Source organism: Auraticoccus monumenti (assembly GCF_900101785.1).
Taxonomy (GTDB): domain Bacteria; phylum Actinomycetota; class Actinomycetes; order Propionibacteriales; family Propionibacteriaceae; genus Auraticoccus; species Auraticoccus monumenti.
Genome location: NZ_LT629688.1, coordinates 4,152,629 through 4,168,029, shown reverse-complemented (window position 1 = coordinate 4,168,029; position 15,401 = coordinate 4,152,629). Strand labels below are relative to the sequence as shown.

The 15,401-nt window shown below is 73.1% G+C and carries 13 protein-coding genes and 2 tRNA genes; 7 read left to right on the top strand and 8 right to left on the bottom strand.

Annotated features, from left to right (window positions below; genetic code table 11):
* Positions 1 to 56 precede the first annotated feature (56 nt).
* Positions 57 to 1,964, top strand: coding sequence for a DNA primase (gene dnaG, locus BLT52_RS19330; RefSeq protein ID WP_090595787.1), 1,908 nt, complete (start codon positions 57 to 59; stop codon positions 1,962 to 1,964).
* Positions 1,965 to 2,078: 114 nt separating this feature from the next.
* Entirely contained in the window at positions 2,079 to 2,948 is an 870-nt protein-coding gene (locus BLT52_RS19325; RefSeq protein WP_090595785.1) for a sigma-70 family RNA polymerase sigma factor, read from the top strand.
* Between the two features lie 70 nt (positions 2,949 to 3,018).
* On the opposite strand, the gene BLT52_RS19320 is transcribed toward BLT52_RS19325, so the two are convergent.
* The 5 genes from BLT52_RS19320 to BLT52_RS19300 all read right to left on the bottom strand — a co-directional run bounded on the left by BLT52_RS19320 (position 3,019) and on the right by BLT52_RS19300 (position 9,586).
* Positions 3,019 to 3,855, bottom strand: a complete 837-nt coding sequence (locus BLT52_RS19320; RefSeq protein WP_090595784.1) for a hypothetical protein — start codon at positions 3,853 to 3,855, stop codon at positions 3,019 to 3,021.
* A 1,171-nt stretch (positions 3,856 to 5,026) separates the two neighbouring features.
* The gene (locus BLT52_RS19315; RefSeq protein ID WP_090595781.1) at positions 5,027 to 6,781 is read right to left on the bottom strand and encodes an HNH endonuclease signature motif containing protein; all 1,755 of its coding nucleotides are present in this window, start codon (positions 6,779 to 6,781) and stop codon (positions 5,027 to 5,029) included.
* 756 nt (positions 6,782 to 7,537) lie between these two features.
* Positions 7,538 to 7,610: transfer RNA gene (locus BLT52_RS19310), tRNA-Asn, on the bottom strand.
* A gap of 21 nt (positions 7,611 to 7,631) precedes the next feature.
* Positions 7,632 to 8,144, bottom strand: a complete 513-nt coding sequence (locus tag BLT52_RS19305) for a hypothetical protein (protein ID WP_090595780.1) — start codon at positions 8,142 to 8,144, stop codon at positions 7,632 to 7,634.
* Positions 8,141 to 9,586 (bottom strand): alpha,alpha-trehalose-phosphate synthase (UDP-forming), encoded by a 1,446-nt coding sequence (locus BLT52_RS19300; protein ID WP_090595779.1) that lies wholly within the window; start codon positions 9,584 to 9,586, stop codon positions 8,141 to 8,143. Before BLT52_RS19300 ends, BLT52_RS19305 begins: the two co-directional genes overlap by 4 nt.
* 94 nt (positions 9,587 to 9,680) lie before the next feature.
* Here BLT52_RS19300 and otsB point away from each other — a divergent pair, with 94 nt between their 5' ends.
* From otsB to BLT52_RS19275, 5 genes are all read left to right on the top strand, one after another.
* The gene (otsB, locus tag BLT52_RS19295; RefSeq protein WP_090595778.1) at positions 9,681 to 10,547 is read left to right on the top strand and encodes a trehalose-phosphatase; all 867 of its coding nucleotides are present in this window, start codon (positions 9,681 to 9,683) and stop codon (positions 10,545 to 10,547) included.
* A gap of 4 nt (positions 10,548 to 10,551) precedes the next feature.
* Complete coding sequence (locus tag BLT52_RS19290) at positions 10,552 to 11,046, top strand: hypothetical protein (RefSeq protein ID WP_090595776.1); 495 nt, start codon at positions 10,552 to 10,554, stop codon at positions 11,044 to 11,046.
* 204 nt (positions 11,047 to 11,250) lie between these two features.
* Positions 11,251 to 12,783 carry a DUF1800 domain-containing protein gene (locus BLT52_RS19285; RefSeq protein ID WP_157677229.1) on the top strand — a complete coding sequence of 511 codons (1,533 nt, stop codon included), beginning with the start codon at positions 11,251 to 11,253 and terminating at the stop codon, positions 12,781 to 12,783.
* Between the two features lie 32 nt (positions 12,784 to 12,815).
* Positions 12,816 to 14,096 (top strand): DUF1501 domain-containing protein, encoded by a 1,281-nt coding sequence (locus BLT52_RS19280; protein WP_090595773.1) that lies wholly within the window; start codon positions 12,816 to 12,818, stop codon positions 14,094 to 14,096.
* A gap of 40 nt (positions 14,097 to 14,136) precedes the next feature.
* Positions 14,137 to 14,210: transfer RNA gene (locus BLT52_RS19275), tRNA-Ile, on the top strand.
* Positions 14,211 to 14,251: 41 nt separating this feature from the next.
* On the opposite strand, the gene BLT52_RS19270 is transcribed toward BLT52_RS19275, so the two are convergent.
* From BLT52_RS19270 to BLT52_RS19260, 3 genes are read right to left on the bottom strand one after another with little or no spacing between them, the layout of a single operon-like run.
* Entirely contained in the window at positions 14,252 to 14,515 is a 264-nt protein-coding gene (locus tag BLT52_RS19270; protein ID WP_090595772.1) for a hypothetical protein, read from the bottom strand.
* Positions 14,512 to 14,955: a hypothetical protein gene (locus tag BLT52_RS19265; RefSeq protein WP_090595770.1), complete on the bottom strand. Its 444-nt coding sequence runs from the start codon at positions 14,953 to 14,955 to the stop codon at positions 14,512 to 14,514. The genes BLT52_RS19270 and BLT52_RS19265 overlap by 4 nt, the downstream gene beginning before the upstream one ends.
* Before the next feature lie 20 nt (positions 14,956 to 14,975).
* Entirely contained in the window at positions 14,976 to 15,395 is a 420-nt protein-coding gene (locus BLT52_RS19260) for a MarR family winged helix-turn-helix transcriptional regulator (protein WP_090595769.1), read from the bottom strand.
* Positions 15,396 to 15,401 lie beyond the last annotated feature (6 nt).

The window sequence follows — 15,401 nt, the reverse complement described above, 5'->3', positions numbered from 1 at the left end:
CGCTTGACCCACCTCGACCGGTGCTCGACCCTGTTCCCCCGCCCTAGACTGCACCCGTGGCGGGGAGGATCAACGACGAGGACGTGGCCGAGGTCCGTGAGCGAGCCCGGATCGACGAGGTCATCGGCTCCCACGTCGCCCTCCGGGGGGCGGGGAGCGGGTCCCTCAAGGGCCTGTGCCCCTTCCACGACGAGAAGACCCCCAGCTTCCAGGTCACTCCGGCCCGCGGCTTCTACTACTGCTTCGGCTGCGGTGAGGGCGGCGACGTCATCTCCTTCGTGCAGAAGGTGGACAACCTGTCCTTCGCCGAGGCGGTGCAGCAGCTGGCCGACCGGGTGGGGGTGCAGCTGCGCTACACCGAGGGCGACGGACCGGGTCCCGCGCCGGGGCTCCGGCTGCGGCTGCTGGCGGCGAACAAGGCGGCCGAGGAGTACTTCAGCGAGCAGCTGACCTCCGCCGACGCCCTGGCGGCACGGCAGTTCCTGCACCAGCGCGGGTTCGACCGCGAGGCGGCCGAGCGCTTCGGGGTGGGCTACGCGCCACGGGCGGGACGGGCGCTGGGTCAGCACCTCAAGGGTCGCGGGTTCAGCGAGGCCGAGCTGGTCCGGGCCGGTCTGGTGCGCGAGCGCGGCGGGTTCGACTTCTTCCAGGGCCGGCTGCTGTGGCCGATCCGCGACTCCGGCTCCCAGGTGCTGGGCTTCGGCGGGCGACGGCTGTACGACGACGACCGGATGCCGGCCAAGTACCTCAACACCCCCGAGAGCCCGGTGTACAAGAAGTCGCAGGTGCTCTACGGCCTGGACCTGGCCCGGACCCAGATCGGCAAGAAGGGCCAGGCCGTGGTGGTGGAGGGCTACACCGACGTGATGGCCGCGCACCTGTCCGGCGTGGACACGGCGGTGGCCTCCTGCGGGACGGCCTTCGGCGACGACCACGCCCGGATGCTGCAGCGGCTGATGGGCCACTCCGACGCCTTCCACGGGGAGGTGGTCTTCACCTTCGACGGGGACGCCGCCGGGCAGGCGGCCGCGCTCAAGGTGTTCGACGGCGACGCGAACTTCATCTCCCAGACCTACGTGGCGGTGGAGCCGTCGGGGCTGGACCCCTGCGACCTGCGGCTGGAGCACGGTGACGCGGCGGTGCGTGAGCTGGTGGCCCGTCGGGTGCCGCTGTACCGCTTCGTGATGGGCAACGTGCTGAGCCAGTACGACCTGGACCGCGCCGACGGCCGGCTGCAGGCGCTGCGGGCGGCCGCCCCGCTGGTCTCCAGCATCCGCGACTCCTCGCTGGTCGGGGGCTACGCCCGCGAGCTGGCCGGGATGCTCGGGATGGACGTGGAGGAGGTGCGCTCGGAGCTGACCCGGGCGCAGCGCGTCGCGGGCTCGCGTCAGGGGTCGTCCCGTGGCCGGGTCGAGGGGACGCGACCCGGAGCGGGGACCTCGGAGGAGGAGCCGTCGGACGCCGACGCGGGCCGGTCCGTCACGCCGTTGCCCGATCCTGCCGACCACCGGCTGCTGGTGGAGCGAGAGACCTGCCAGCTGATCGTCCAGCGGCCCGACCTCTTCGACGCCACCCTGTCCGGGCTGGACCCGGGGGAGTTCACCCACCCGGCCTACGCCGGTCTGGTGGTGGCCATGCACGCGGCGCTGACCTCGGAGGGGACCGCGGACTGGGTCTCCGACATCCGCGCCGCGACCGAGGACCCGGTGGTGGAGCAGCTCGCGGTGGCGCTGGCGGTGGAGCCGCTGCGCCGGGCCGACGCCGACCAGGGCTACGCCGACGTGCACGTGGCGCGGGTGAAGCTGCTGGCGGTCTCGCGCAGCATCGCCGACGTGAAGTCGCGGCTGCAGCGCACCAACCCGGTGGAGCAGACGACGCGGTACAACCAGATGTTCTCCACGCTGCTCGGGCTGGAGGCGCTCCGCAAGGAGCTGCAGGTCAAGAGCATCGGCGCGCGCGACTAGCGCAGCCGGGACGGCGACGTGAGCCGTCCCCAGCAGGAGGTGTTGTCCGTGCCCCCGGACCGGTGCCCCTGTGGACAGCCGGCAGGTCGGCGCACGGCCCCCGACGGTGGGGTCATGACGACGACGCTCACCCGTACCGGGGAACCACTGCTCAGCGCCGAGGACGAGATCGGGCTGGCCCGCGCCATCGAGGCCGGGGTGCTGGCCAGCCAGGCGCTGCGCTCCCAGACCATGCCGGACGGCGAGCCGGTGCCGTGGGCGCTGGCCGCCGACCTCGAGCAGCTGCAGGAGGAGGGGGAGCGGGCGCGGCAGCGGTTCGTGCTGGCCAACGTCCGGCTGGTCGCGGTGGAGGTGCGGCGGGCCGCGGCGCGGACGTCGGTGCCGGGCGACGACCTCTTCCAGGAGGGTGTGCTGGCCCTGGCGGAGTCGCTGGCGCGCTGGGACCACACCCGCGGGGTCCGCTTCGCCGGGTACGCGCTGCCGTGGGTGCGGAACCGGATCCGGGCGGCGGCGGCCAGCAGGCTGGGTGAGCTGGAGTCCTCGGTGCGGGTGGGTCAGGTGCGCGAGCTGCGGCTGGAGCAGCTCCGGCTGGTGCAGCAGCTCCGCCGGGAGCCGACGGTGCCGGAGCTGGCGGCGCGGGTGGGGCGGAGCGCGGGTTGGGTGGCCGGTGCGCTGCAGGCCTCCCGGCCGGTCCCGCTGCACGACGCCACCGGGCAGGTGGTGGAGATCGCCGACCCCCGGGCGCAGGCCCCGCTGGAGCTGGTGCTGGAGGAGCACTGGCCGGCGGCGGAGGCGCTGGGACGTCTGCCCGAACCGGTGCGGACGGTGCTGAGGCACCGCTTCGGCTTCGACGGGGAGCCGGAGTCGCGCAGCGCGCTGGCGCGGCGGCTGGGACGCAGCGCGCCCCAGGTCCGGCGGCTGGAGGAGCTCGGGCTGGAGATGCTGCGGGAGGTGTGCCCGTCCCAGTGCCGCCGCACCGCCTGAGCCGGTGCGGACGGTGCGGACGTTGCGCCAGCATCAGCGGGCGCCGGAGGTCCGGCTGGGTCTGCTGGTCTCAGGCGGGGACCGTGCGGGCCGCCCAGCGGCTGTTGAGGAAGTGGGAGGCGTGGGCCAGGTCGTGGAAGCCGTCGCCGAGGAGGTCGACCAGGACGTCGTTGCTCCAGACGATCAGCCGCCCGAGCGTCCAGGTGACGACCTCCGGCTTGGGCATCTTCAGGCCGTAGACCGCCTCCGCGATCTCGCGCTTGCCGCCCCGGGCGCTGGTGTAGACCAGCAGGGGCAGGAAGCGGTCGGGGTGGGCGACGCAGAGGGCGCGGGTGAGCAGGGCCTCCTTGAAGCCCGGCATCGCCACCGGGGCGGTGTCCTCGATCAGCGCGTTGAGCCGGTCCTCGAGGGGCTTGTCCTCCGGTCCGTGCAGGAGGTAGCGCAGGGTCTCGCGGGTGCGGCGGGAGGCCTCGACCTCTCCGAGCTCCTTCCAGCGCTGGTTGAAGGTCGACTGGTTGCCCGGGCTGGCGCCGATGCTGCTGTTGGCGAAGTCCTTGAGGTCCTGCGGGTCGCAGCCGTCCAGCCCGTCCGCGGAGAAGATCTCCCGGTAGCGGGCGAAGTAGGGGGCCACCGCGGGGTCGGTCTCGGGCTGGTGGGTCAGGAAGTCGACCTTGGCCTGGTCGACCCGCTCCCAGGTGGACGCGCTGACGTCGTCACGGCCGGGGAAGCGCGCCTTGGTCCGCTCGATGGTCAGCGGGCGGGACCGCTGCTCGACGGCCGTCCCACGCACCCACTCGAGATCGCAGACGGTGCACCGGAGCCGGATCCGTCCGTCGGCCGCCTTGCCCAGGAACTCGATGTCGTCGTCGGTTCCGCACTGTGCGCATGCCAGGTCCTGCAGGGCCATCGGTTCTCCCTCACCTACAGACGACCAGAGCAGCCATCCCACCCCCTATCTTGCCCTGTCAAGAGCGATCTGGTCGCCTCGGAGGTCAGCGGGACGTGGTCACCAGGTGGGATCGAAGGGTCCAGGGACGTCGACGGCGGTTGGCACCGCCGGGGGCGGCAAGGTGGACCGGTCGCAGCGGTGCGCCCCTTTCGTGCGCCACGGCTGGGGATCTGAGCACGGCGGGGTGCACCGGGCGCTGGCGCTCGCCACCACCGTGCCGGAGGAGTGAGACGTCGGTCACCGCCGGCAACCCTCCAGCGAGGCTGGAGGGCTCTGGTCATGGGCGGGGGAGCCGATCGCGCTCTGCCTCCGGGGGTGGAGGCCGGCGCCCAGACGGAGTTGGACCGCAGGGTCGGACGGCCGCGGTGACGCCCTGGGGCGGAGCCGACTACCGGTCCAGGCGGTGACGTGTCGGCGCGAGGTGAACCCGGGAGGTGGCGCCGACCCTCGGTCGGCGGTGGACCGTCGCCCAGGGCGGAACCGGTGGTGTCGAGATCTCCCCGGTTGCGCGCGTTATCGGTCGTGGTCGGCCCGCCGCGAGCAGGAGACTCGGAGGTCACCTTCGCCAGCGCCATCGAGACCACCGGGGCCGGCGGCTTGCGCCATGGCCCGCGGGCACTGCCGCGCTGCGGTGTCCGTTCCGAGACCGTGCCACGAGGTGGAGTGAGCAGGCGGGTGCGAGCCCTGGGGGCGGCGGTGACGTCTCGCCACGATCGAGACCGGGAGCTGGCGCCTCGGCCTGTGTCGAGACGGCGCTGGTGACGACCACCGCGTCGGTGGCTGAGGGGGCCCGGGTGCGGCCGGCGCCGACGTCGGGCTCGGTGAGGACCATGGTGGCTGCTGCTGATCCTGCTGGTTCCGGTGGTCGGGCTGGCGCCCCACTGCCGCTCGAGCAGGTGGCGGGCCACCTCACGGTCGCGCTCGGTGCCGTCGGCCCAGATGACCTGCTCGGCTTCGGTCCCGCGGCGTGCATGTAGAGGGCCGCGTCGGCGCCGAGGCCACGTCCCGTGGACGAGACGTCACGATCTCCTTTGGAGGGGCCCATCGGCAGGGGCGCAGACAGGTCGGGGCGCGCCACAGGGCTGAGGAGAGCGATGTCTCCTCAGCCGTGGTGGCGTGCAGATGTGGCTCAGACGGAACTGGGCAGTGCTGCGCGCGACCGGGTCCCGAGGCGGTCGGGTGGTCGCCCGAGCGCTTCCCACGGTGCCGCATCCGGATCCTGCCTCGGCGGTGCGTGCCCAGGCGGTGCGGACCCAAGTGGTGCGTGCCTAAGTGGTGCTTGCCCAGCCGGCGTGATGTCGGTGGTGCTGCCGTCGGGTCCTCGCTGGAAGCGGAGTCCGTGGGGGCTGGTCCACTCGTAGTGGCCGAGCGCCAGCATGCGGTAGCGCCATCGGGTGTGGGTCTTGAGCCGGTGGTGCTTGCGGCACAGCGGGGCGAGGTTGTCGGTCGAGGTCGGCCCGCCGGTGTCGTAGGGCTCGATGTGGTCGGCGTCGGTGGACCAGGTGGGGGTGCCGTCGTTGCGCTGTCGGGTGGATCGCGGATGCGCGGGCCGGCTGCACCAGGGGAAGACGCAGGTGCGGTCGCGGAGCGCGATGTGCTCGCGGAGCCGGTCCGGTACCTCGTAGCCGTCGACGGTGGCTGTGGTGTTGAGGTCGATCACGGGTCGGACGGTGATCTTCGCATCGGGTCGGCCACACCAGTCGCGGATCTGTCCGGCGGTGACAGGGATCCCGGTGTTGCCGACCCACCCGGACCGCTGACTGCCGCCGGTGAGGGCGTCGGCGGACAGGTGGACGTAGAGGGTCACCTGTGACGGTGCCCGACCGGGCCAGGGGGTCGCGGGTGCGCGCCCGGTGATCGAGGCGGCGTTCGTCGAGTGGTGGGGCTGGTCGGTCGAGTCGACAGGGGAGCCGGCGGTTGCTCCCGTCTGCGGGCTGGCGGGGGAGACGGCGTCGCGTTCGGTCCGGGCGTGAGCCGGCGAGGCGGCGTTGGTTGCGCTTCGGGCGTTGGCCGAGGAGCCGGGGTGGGCATCGACGTCGGATTCAGTTGCGGTGGACGCACCGCCCGCCATCGGGTCGGACGCGGCTGGGGTGGTGGCGTCGTCGACCAGACCGGGCTGGCTCGTCGTCAGGTTCAGAGCGGGCTGGGAGCGGGCGAGCTCACCGGCGGCCATGGAGCGGCGGACGTCCAGGCTCTTGTCGATTCCGGCCTCGGCCAGCTTCCGGGCTCCGGCGCCGATGGCGGCGTCGAGGTCGAGGGCGTCGGGGAGGTCGAGGACCCCGACCACCTCCGCGAGCCCGTGTCGGCGGCCGTCTTGGTCGTGGAAGATGTCGAAGCGGCGCTTCTCCTCCGCCTCGACCCGCTGCCGCTCGGCCTCCTCGGGCATGAACCGGGTGATCGCGGTGGTGATCACCCGGTCCAGCTGGGTCACCCCGACCTTGCCCGTGACAGCAGCGACCTGGTCGTCGACGAAGGTCGCTGCCTCGCGGGTCAGGCTGATGGTGCGGCCGGCGACGAGGCGGGCCTGCCACGCGGCGACCTTCCCGGCGTGGACGAGGGCCCAGAGACGGGGGAGCCGGTGGCGGAGCTCGAGGGCTTGGCCGATGAGGGTGGTGCCGGCGTCGGTGGAGCAGCGCAGCGCGGCGGCGAGCTCGGCGATGCAGCCCTCGTCCACCTCCGGTGTGCCCTCACCGGCCAGCGGTGCTCCGGTGGGGCGGCCGCAGATCGTGGCGGTGGCGGTGTAGTCGTCCTCGACCGGTGGGTGGAGATCGGCCCACTCCGCGGCTCTGGCGAGGATGCGGGCGGCGGCTGCGTTCTCCGAGGTGCGGTCGGCGCGCACGTCGGCCAGCAGCGTGGCTGCGGTGTCGGTGCGGTGCTTCGTCATGTCCTCAATCTACGGCGATCCACTGACAGAAATCGGCCGTGCGTTCGAATCTGTGGACAAGAGATCCGACTGTGCACAACTGGCCCTCGCCTCCACGGCCCCGGGTGCGCCCGGCTCGGCACCTTGCGGACCGCGTGCGCTGCTGCGACGGGTTCCTGGCCCTGCTCCGCTCCCCGTCGCGGCTGGCGCGGCGTGGTCCGGGTGAACTGGAGCCGAGAGCAGCACCGGTCACTCCGGAGCCCTGACTCTGCCGCCTGTGTCAGCGCTCCAGATCTCGAGTGAGGAGTCCCCGTCACGAAGGAGTCGCCCGCGCCTCGGTCAACATCTTCGCCGGGACACGACGCTGACGAGCGGGGAGCACGTACCTGACCGCGAGGTTCGCGGCCGAGCGGCTTTAGCGGATCACGGTCCTCGGCGGTCCCCACGACACCCTCCACTGCGTCCACCAGCCTGCCGGTGCCCGTTGCGACCAGCACGCTGTCGGCCGACAGCGTGCGCAGGGACACCGGCTCCCGGTCGGGGTCCTGCGACTGGGTGGAGGTGGGACGCCGAGAACCTGCTCGACGAGCTGACCACCGAGTGCGCGGCCTGCTGACCCGGGACGACGGAGTGCCGGACCATGTGTGGGAGACGATGACGGGGATTCCCGCACGGAGCAGGCCGCCCAGGCCCCGGTGTCGCAGGGGCGTGGCGTCCGGCCCCGGAGACGATAGAGGCCGCTGGGCCAGGAGAACTCCTGGTCAGCGGCCTGTCTCGCTCCCCCGACTGGACTCGAACCAGTAACCCTTCGATTAACAGTCGAATGCTCTGCCAATTGAGCTACAGGGGATCGCTCGCGCGGTGACCAACCCTAGCAGCCCCCGGGCGGGATGTCGTACTCGCTTCGCAGGGCCGCCATGGCCCGCTCCGTGGCCTCCCTCACACCCGGCTGGGACCAGGTCGTGCCCCGCACCAGGGTCGTCTCCCAGAGCAGGGGAGCGCGGTCGTCGTCGAGCCGTCGACGCGCGCTGAGGGTGAACTGGGCGCCGGTGTCGGGGTCGTTCACCTCACGCCGGACGATGATCGTGGCGTGCACCCGCTCGCGGAACACCTCCGGGAAGCGGCCGGCCTCGGTGAGCCGCATCCGGCCGCGTCGTCCGTCGGTGAGGGTCCACTCCAGCAGCTGGTCCGGGGCGCTCCAGCCGCCCCCCTCGATCTCGTGCCAGCCGATCAGCTGCCAGCCCTCGACACGGCGCACCGCCAACCAGGCGGGCAGGGCCGCGACGACCCCGCGGTCGCCCTCGGCCCAGCGCAGCACCCGTGGCCGCCCGCCGACCTGCTCGGCGAGCTCACCGGCCAGCTCGGCCGGCAGCCGGCGCCTCAACCGGTCACCGTCTGGTCGAGGTCGGTGAGGAAGTTGTCGGCCCACTTGGCGATGTCGTTGTCGAACACCTGCTTGCGCAGCGCCCGCATCCGGCGCGCCTTGTTGTTGGGGGCGTCGTGGCTGGCCAGCTCGAGCGTGGCCTTGATGTCGTTGATGTCGTAGGGGTTGATCTTGTACGCCTGCTTGAGCTCGTAGGCCGCCCCGGCGAACTCGCTGAGCACCAGGGCCCCGTCGTCGGCCCCCCGGCAGGCCACGAACTCCTTGGCCACGAGGTTCATCCCGTCACGCAGCGGCGTCACCACCATCACGTCGGCGGCCGAGTACATCGCGGCCATCTCCTCGCGGGGGAACGAGCTGTGCAGGTACACCAGCGGTGAGCGCCCGATCCGGCCGGCGTCGCCGTTGATCCGTCCCACCAGCATGTCGATCTCGTCGCGCAGGTGGCGGTACTCCTCGACCCGCTCCCGCGACGGGGTGGCGATCTGGACGAACACCACGTCGTCGGGGTCGAGCCGGCCCTCGAGGATCAGCTCCCCGAACGCCCGCAGCCGCTGCTTGATCCCCTTGGTGTAGTCCAGCCGGTCCACGCCGAGGAACATCACCTTGGGCTCGCCGAGGTCGCGCCGGATGTCGCGGGCACGCTGCTGCACCGGCTCGCTGCGGGACAGCTCGTGGAAGCTGCGGGAGTCGATCGAGATGGGGTACGCCCGGGCCCGGGCCACGTGGCCGTCGCCCAGGGTGATCTGGTCGCGACGCACCTCGGCGGAGACGCGCTGGCGCACCAGCCGGGCGAAGTTCTGGGCCGCGCCGGGCAGCTGGAAGCCGATCAGGTCCGCCCCGAGCAGCCCCTCGGTGATCTCCCGGCGCCACGGCAGCTGCTGGAAGAGCTCCACCGGCGGGAACGGGATGTGCAGGAAGAAGCCGATGCGCAGGTCCGGGCGCATCATGCGCAGCATCTGCGGCACCAGCTGGAGCTGGTAGTCCTGCACCCACACCGTGGCGCCCTGGTCCGAGACCTGCGCGGCGCGCTCGGCGAAGCGGCGGTTGACCCGGACGTAGGCGTCCCACCAGACGCGGTGGAAGGCCGGCGGCGCCACGACGTCGTGGTAGAGCGGCCACAGCGTGCCGTTGGAGAAGCCCTCGTAGTAGTCGGCCACCTCGTCGGTGGACAGCGGCACCGGGACGATGGTGATGCCATCTTCCTCGAAGGGGTCGAGCACCTCGTCCGGCGCCCCGTGCCACCCCACCCAGGCGCCCTCGTTGGCGCGCATCACCGGCTCCAGCGCGGTGACCAGGCCACCGGGGGAGGTACGCCAGTCGACCGTCCCGTCGGGGTTCTGGACGCGGTCCACCGGCAGCCGGTTGGCCACCACGACGAACGACGCGGAGACCTCCCCGCCCTGGTCGGTGGGTGAGCCTGATGTAGTCGTCGTCGCCGCCATGATGCACCGACCATATCCAGCCGCGGGCTCGGCCGACCCGGCAGGGTGAGGCGGCGTTTGTCGCCCCGCCGGTCTGACTGACAGGCTGGGGCGCATGACCGATCTGCGTGCCGGGGGCCTCGTGGAGACGCCCGAGGGCCAGGCGTGCCTCGACGCCCTGCTGGCCGACCCCGCCTCCGCCCTGGTGGCCTTCGACTTCGACGGCACCCTCTCCCCGATCGTGGACGACCCGGCGAGTGCCCACGTCGACCCGGACGCCATCGCCGCGCTCGGGCGCATCGGCGCCTTCGTCGGCACGGTGGCCGTCATCACCGGTCGCCCCGCCCGCACCGCGGTCAGCCTCGGCGGCCTGGACCAGGTGCCGGGGCTGGGGTCGATGGTGGTGCTGGGGCAGTACGGCGTGGAGCGCTGGGACGCCGCCACCGGCGAGTTCGCCATCCCCGAGCCGCCGCACGAGGTGGCCGACGTCGAGGCCGCGCTGCCCGGCCTGCTGGCCTCCCTCGGGCTGGAGGGCGTGCAGCTGGAGCACAAGCAGCGCGCCATCGGCATCCACACCCGCCAGTGCGAGGACCCCGCCGGCACCTTCGCCACCCTCCAGGGACCGGTCACCCGGCTGGCCGAGGAGCACGGGCTGACCGTGGAACCGGGTCGCAACGTGCTGGAGATCCGGGCCGACGGCTTCGACAAGGGCGGTGCGCTGCGGGCCCTGGTCGCCGAGCGGGGGAGCCGGGCCGTCGTCTTCGGCGGGGACGACCTCGGCGACCTGCCGGCCTTCCGGGCCGCCCGCGAGCTCCGGGGCGAGGGCCTCACCTCGCTGCTGGTCTGCTCGGCCTCCGCCGAGGAGGACGCCCTGGTGCAGCTCTCCGACGTGGTGGTGGACGGTACCCAGGGCGTGGCCGGCTGGTGCTCCGGCGTCGCCGACCTGCTCGAGCAGGCCCGGCCCCAGCCGCCGCAGGGCTGACCCGGTGCCGACGGTCCGCAACGTCCACCGTCGGCTGCTCGCGGCCGCGCCCGACCAGGTCGGCGGGCTGCTGGACTCGCTGGGTGGGCCGGCGGACCGGTTGTGGCCCCGACGGCGGTGGCCGGCCATGAGGCTGGACGCCCCGCTCGGCGTCGGTGCCGGGGGTGGTCACGGTCTGATCGGCTACGTCGTCACCCGGCACGAGCCCGGCCGGCTCGCCGAGTTCACCTTCACCGCACCGCGTGGGGTCGAGGGCACCCACACCTTCCTGGTGCTGCCCGACCGGAGCGGCCGGACGGTGCTGGAGCACCGCATCGACGCCCGCACCAGCGGACTGATGCGGCTCGGCTGGCCGCTGGTGGTCCGCCCGCTGCACGACGCCCTGCTGGAGGACTGCCTGGACCGGGCCCAGCACGAGCTCGGCGCGCCGCCGGCTCGTCCGGCGCGGTGGAGCCCGTGGGTCCGGCTGCTGCGCACCCTCCTGCGCCGCCTCGCCTGAGGCGCCCGCAAAGAGCCCCAGCCGACACCCGCCCGACAGCCGCCCGAGCCCTCGCTCCCGGCGCGGCGGGAGAACCCGATGGCAACGATGTGGTAACGCCCCTTGGTGTCCCAGGTCGGAACCCCTAAGTTCCAGCTGGCACCACTCGTGGACGGGGGTCGCGGGCGCCGAGGATCCCGACCCGACCGAGAGGCCCACCCCGCCGTGACCGCCCCCGATACCCTTCCTGCGCGCGCCGGCTCCCGGCGGCTCCTCCTCACGGGTCTCGCCGCCGCCGCGGTCGCGGGAGGCCTGCAGGCCGTCACCCCCGCACCGGTCGCCGAAGCCGCTCCGAGCGCCACCGACCCGGTCCTGCACCTGCTGCGCCGGGCGACCTTCGGCCCCACCCGGGAGCTGTTCGCCGAGGTGACGAAGAGCGGCACCTCCGCGTGGTTGGAGGCCCAGCTGGCCCCGGCCACCGTGCCCGACGCCGAGATGGACGCCTTCGCCAAGCGCTTCCCGCGGCTGTCGTGGCGGCACTGGGAGGTGCGGGAGAACATCGGCTACGGCTGGGAGGTGATGGACGACTACCTCCGGCTGCACACCGCCCGCCACATCTGGTCCCGTCGCCAGCTGCTGGAGGTGGTGGCCGACTTCTGGACCGACCACCTGGTCGTCCCGGCCCCGGAGGGGGACGTGCAGGCGTTCGTGCACACCTGGCACCGCGACGTGATCCGCAAGCACGCCCTGGGCCGCTACGCCGACATGCTCAAGGCCGCCGTCCGTCACCCGGCACTGCTGGCGGTGCTCGACAACGCCAGCTCCACCCGCCAGTCGCCCAACGAGAACCACGGGCGGGAGCTGCTCGAGCTGCACACCGTGGGGGTCGGCAGCTACACCGAGGCCGACGTCCGCCAGGCGGCGCTGGCCCTCACGGGGCTGTCGATCGACAACGAGTCGCTGCTGTACGAGTACAAGCCGCAGCGCCGTCACGTCGGCACCCTCAAGCTCCTCGGCTGGACCAGCGCCAACAGCCGCGCCGAGGACGGGGAGAAGGTCGCCCTCTCCCTGATGGACCACCTGGCCCGGCACCCGAGGACGGCCGAGCGGATCGCCCGCAAGCTCGCCGTCCGCTTCGTCTCCGACGCACCCTCGGCCACCCTGGTCAGCGACCTCGCCGCGACGTACCTGAAGAACGACACCAGCATCGCCCCGGTGCTGCGCCGGCTCTTCGCCTCCGCCGAGTTCACCGCCTCGGTGGGCAAGAAGACCCGCCGGCCCTACGAGGACGTCATCGCCACCTTCCGCATCCTCGGGCACCGGCCCGACGCCGAGGGGAGCACCTCGCTGGGTGACATCCGCTGGGTGGCCAAGCAGATGGGGCACGTCCCCGGCGGCTGGTCAGCACCGGACGGCTACCCCGACGTGGCGACCGCCTGGCAGAGCGCCTCCAGCACGCTGCACCGCTGGAACATGCACCTGCACGCCGCCTCGGGGTGGAGCTTCAAGACCATGCGGCAGCCCGACCTCACCACGTGGATCCCCACCACCCTGCCCGCGAACCACGCCGCCCTGGTGCGGCTGGTCGCCGACAAGCTGCTGCTGACGCGTCTCACCACCACCCAGCGCGACGCGGTGTGCACCTTCCTGGAGCGCAGGCCCACCGACCCGGTCAAGCCCGGGGACGCCGCCATCACCTGGCGCTACGGCCAGCTGGTCGCCGTCCTGCTGGACAGCACCTCCCACACCATCCGCTGACGCGGCACCCACCCCCGACCCCGGAGCACCCCATGACCGACGTACGTCCCGACCCCCTGACCGAGTCCCCCTGCGGCTGCGCGGAGGACACCCGGCTCAGCCTGAGCCGCCGCGGCCTGCTCGCCGGCGCCGCCGGGCTCGTCGCCGCCGGGGTGGCCACCAGCGTCCCCACCCAGTACGCCTGGGCCGACCCCGGTTACCGCGGTGACGTCCTGGTGGTGCTCAGCCTGCGCGGCGGCTTCGACGGGCTGTCGGCCGTCGCACCGGTGGCCGACGCCGCCTACGTCAAGGCCCGCCCGACCATCGGCCTGCAGCAGTCCCAGGCGCTGATGCTGGACCGCACCTTCGGGCTGCACCCCTCGCTGAAGGCCCTCAAGCCCTTCTGGGACGCGAAGTCGCTGGCCTTCGTGCACGCCGTCGGCCAGACCTCGCCCACCCGCAGCCACTTCAAGGCCATGGAGGACATGGAGAACGCGGCCCCGGGGTCGACGCTGCGCACCGGCTGGCTGGACCGGATGCTCGGGGCCACCGCCTCGCCGTCGACGTTCACCGGGGTGGCCTTCGGCCCCTCGCCCCGGGCGTTGCAGGGCCCCTTCAACGAGCTGTCCATCCGCGGTGTCGACCAGCTGTCGCTGTCCGGGGCCGGGAGCGCCAGCGACTCCGCCCGCTGGCGCACGGTCCTCGCGGCCGTGAACAGCAACGCCCCCGCCCACGTCAGGGTCCCGACGACTGCCGCGCTGGCCGCGTTCGGGACCGCGACGAAGATGAAGGAGGCCGGCTACACCCCGCGCGCCGGCGTGACCTACCCCGGTGACGAGCTCGGTGGGGCCCTGCGCGACGTCGCCCGGCTGGTCAAGCAGGGGGTCGGGCTGCGCGCCGCGGCCGTCGACTTCGGCGGCTGGGACACCCACGCCGGCATGGGCAACGCGGCCAAGGGGTTCATGCGCGACCACCTCGGACGTCTGGCCGCCGCCCTGGCCGCGTTCTGGACCGACCTCGGCGCGGAGCAGTCGCGGGTCACCGTGATCACGCTGTCGGAGTTCGGGCGCCGTCTGACCGAGAACGCCTCCGGCGGGCTGGACCACGGCCACGGCAACCTCGCCATGGTGCTGGGCGGTGGCGTCAACGGCGGGAAGGTCTACGGCAGCTGGCCGGGGCTGGCCTCCTCCGCGCTGGTGGACGGCGACCTGGCCGGCACCACGGACTACCGCACCATCTTGGCCGAGGTGATGGAGCGGCGGCAGAAGCTCACCGCCAGCACCGTGTTCCCCGGGGTCGGCTCGAGCCGGCTGGGGCTGGTGCGGGCGGCCTGACCCGACCGGCGGTGACGGTACGCTGTCGCCGATCCACTCGGGGGCGATAGCTCAGCCGGTCAGAGCAGGGGACTCATAATCCCTGGGTCGCGGGTTCGAGCCCCGCTCGCCCCACCCGCACCGGTGCACGCCGCAGAACCAGGCCCGGGCCGTGCTCAGCGCCGGGCCTCGTGCCGCACGTTCACCAGGGTGGCCACCCCGCCCAGCACCGGGACCAGCGCCATCAGACGGGTCCGCAGCAGCAGCCCGCGACCCAGCAGCGCCGTCACCGCCACCGCCAGGTAGAGCGCGCCGTGCACCGGCCCGAGCACCGAGGCCACCCCGTCCACGTGCACCGTGGCCAGGTTGGTCAGCAGCACCACGACGCTGAGCAGCTCGAGCACCGAGAGCACCTCCAGCGCCCGCAGCAGGGGCCTCACGACGCCCCCGGCCGCACGACCATCAGCACCACGACAGCCGCCCACAGCAGGTTGAAGACGCCGGTCATCGCCCCCAGCGTGCGCAGCCGGCTCCCGTCGTCGGGGGAGTCCAGCGCCTCGCGCTGGGTGGGCGCGATCCGCAGCGCGAGCAGACCGCCGGCGACCGCGGTGAGCACCATCGCGACGGTGATCCAGATCTCCCCGACCCGGCCCTGGACCCCGGCCAGCAGCAGCCCGATCAGGGGCACCACGAGGGCGATCACGCCGTAGGACCTGGTCACCCGGTGCAGCACCGCGGCGACCCCGGCGTCGCGCAGCCCCGGGTCGCCGGACCCGGCGGCGAGCGGGGCGTAGCGGGGGAACAGGCTCGCGGTCACCGCGACCGGGCCGACGAACAGGATGCCCGCGAGCACGTGCGCGGCCAGCAGCAGCTTCTCCATACCTTCAGTCTAACTGAAGGTCACATCGGGCTGGTCACCGTCTCCACCAGGTGCGCCCGCAGGACGTCGGTCAGGGCGGGGTGGGCGGTGGAGAAGTCTTCGTCCAGCCGGGCCACCTCGTCCCCGGCGGCGCTCAGCAGCCGCTCACCCGCGTCGGTGACCCGCAGCCGGGAGGCGGCCCCGACCTGCTCGGTGACCACCTCGACCAGGCCCTCGGCGGCGAACCCCGCCACCGTGGTGTGGACGCTCTGCACCGTGATCCGCGAGCGGCGGGCCAGCTCGCTGAAGGAGATGCCCGGGGTGGCCCGGACGTGCCCGAGCAGGCCGTACCTGCGGGTGGTCAGCCCCAGCGGGCGCAGCGCCTCGCCCAGGGCCGCCTCCCACACCCGGGCCAGGGTCAGCAGGGTCACGGTGGGGCTGAACGGCGGCGTCTCGGGCACGGGACG

Excerpts from the sequence above, each read along its gene's own strand:
- BLT52_RS19325 (WP_090595785.1), top strand. The coding sequence starts at position 2,079 with ATGACGACGACGCTCACCCGTACCGGGGAACCACTGCTCAGCGCCGAG.
- BLT52_RS19320 (WP_090595784.1), bottom strand. The coding sequence starts at position 3,855 with ATGGCCCTGCAGGACCTGGCATGCGCACAGTGCGGAACCGACGACGAC.
- BLT52_RS19315 (WP_090595781.1), bottom strand. The coding sequence starts at position 6,781 with ATGACGAAGCACCGCACCGACACCGCAGCCACGCTGCTGGCCGACGTG.
- BLT52_RS19300 (WP_090595779.1), bottom strand. The coding sequence starts at position 9,586 with ATGGCGGCGACGACGACTACATCAGGCTCACCCACCGACCAGGGCGGG.
- otsB (WP_090595778.1), top strand. The coding sequence starts at position 9,681 with ATGACCGATCTGCGTGCCGGGGGCCTCGTGGAGACGCCCGAGGGCCAG.
- BLT52_RS19280 (WP_090595773.1), top strand. The coding sequence starts at position 12,816 with ATGACCGACGTACGTCCCGACCCCCTGACCGAGTCCCCCTGCGGCTGC.
- BLT52_RS19265 (WP_090595770.1), bottom strand. The coding sequence starts at position 14,955 with ATGGAGAAGCTGCTGCTGGCCGCGCACGTGCTCGCGGGCATCCTGTTC.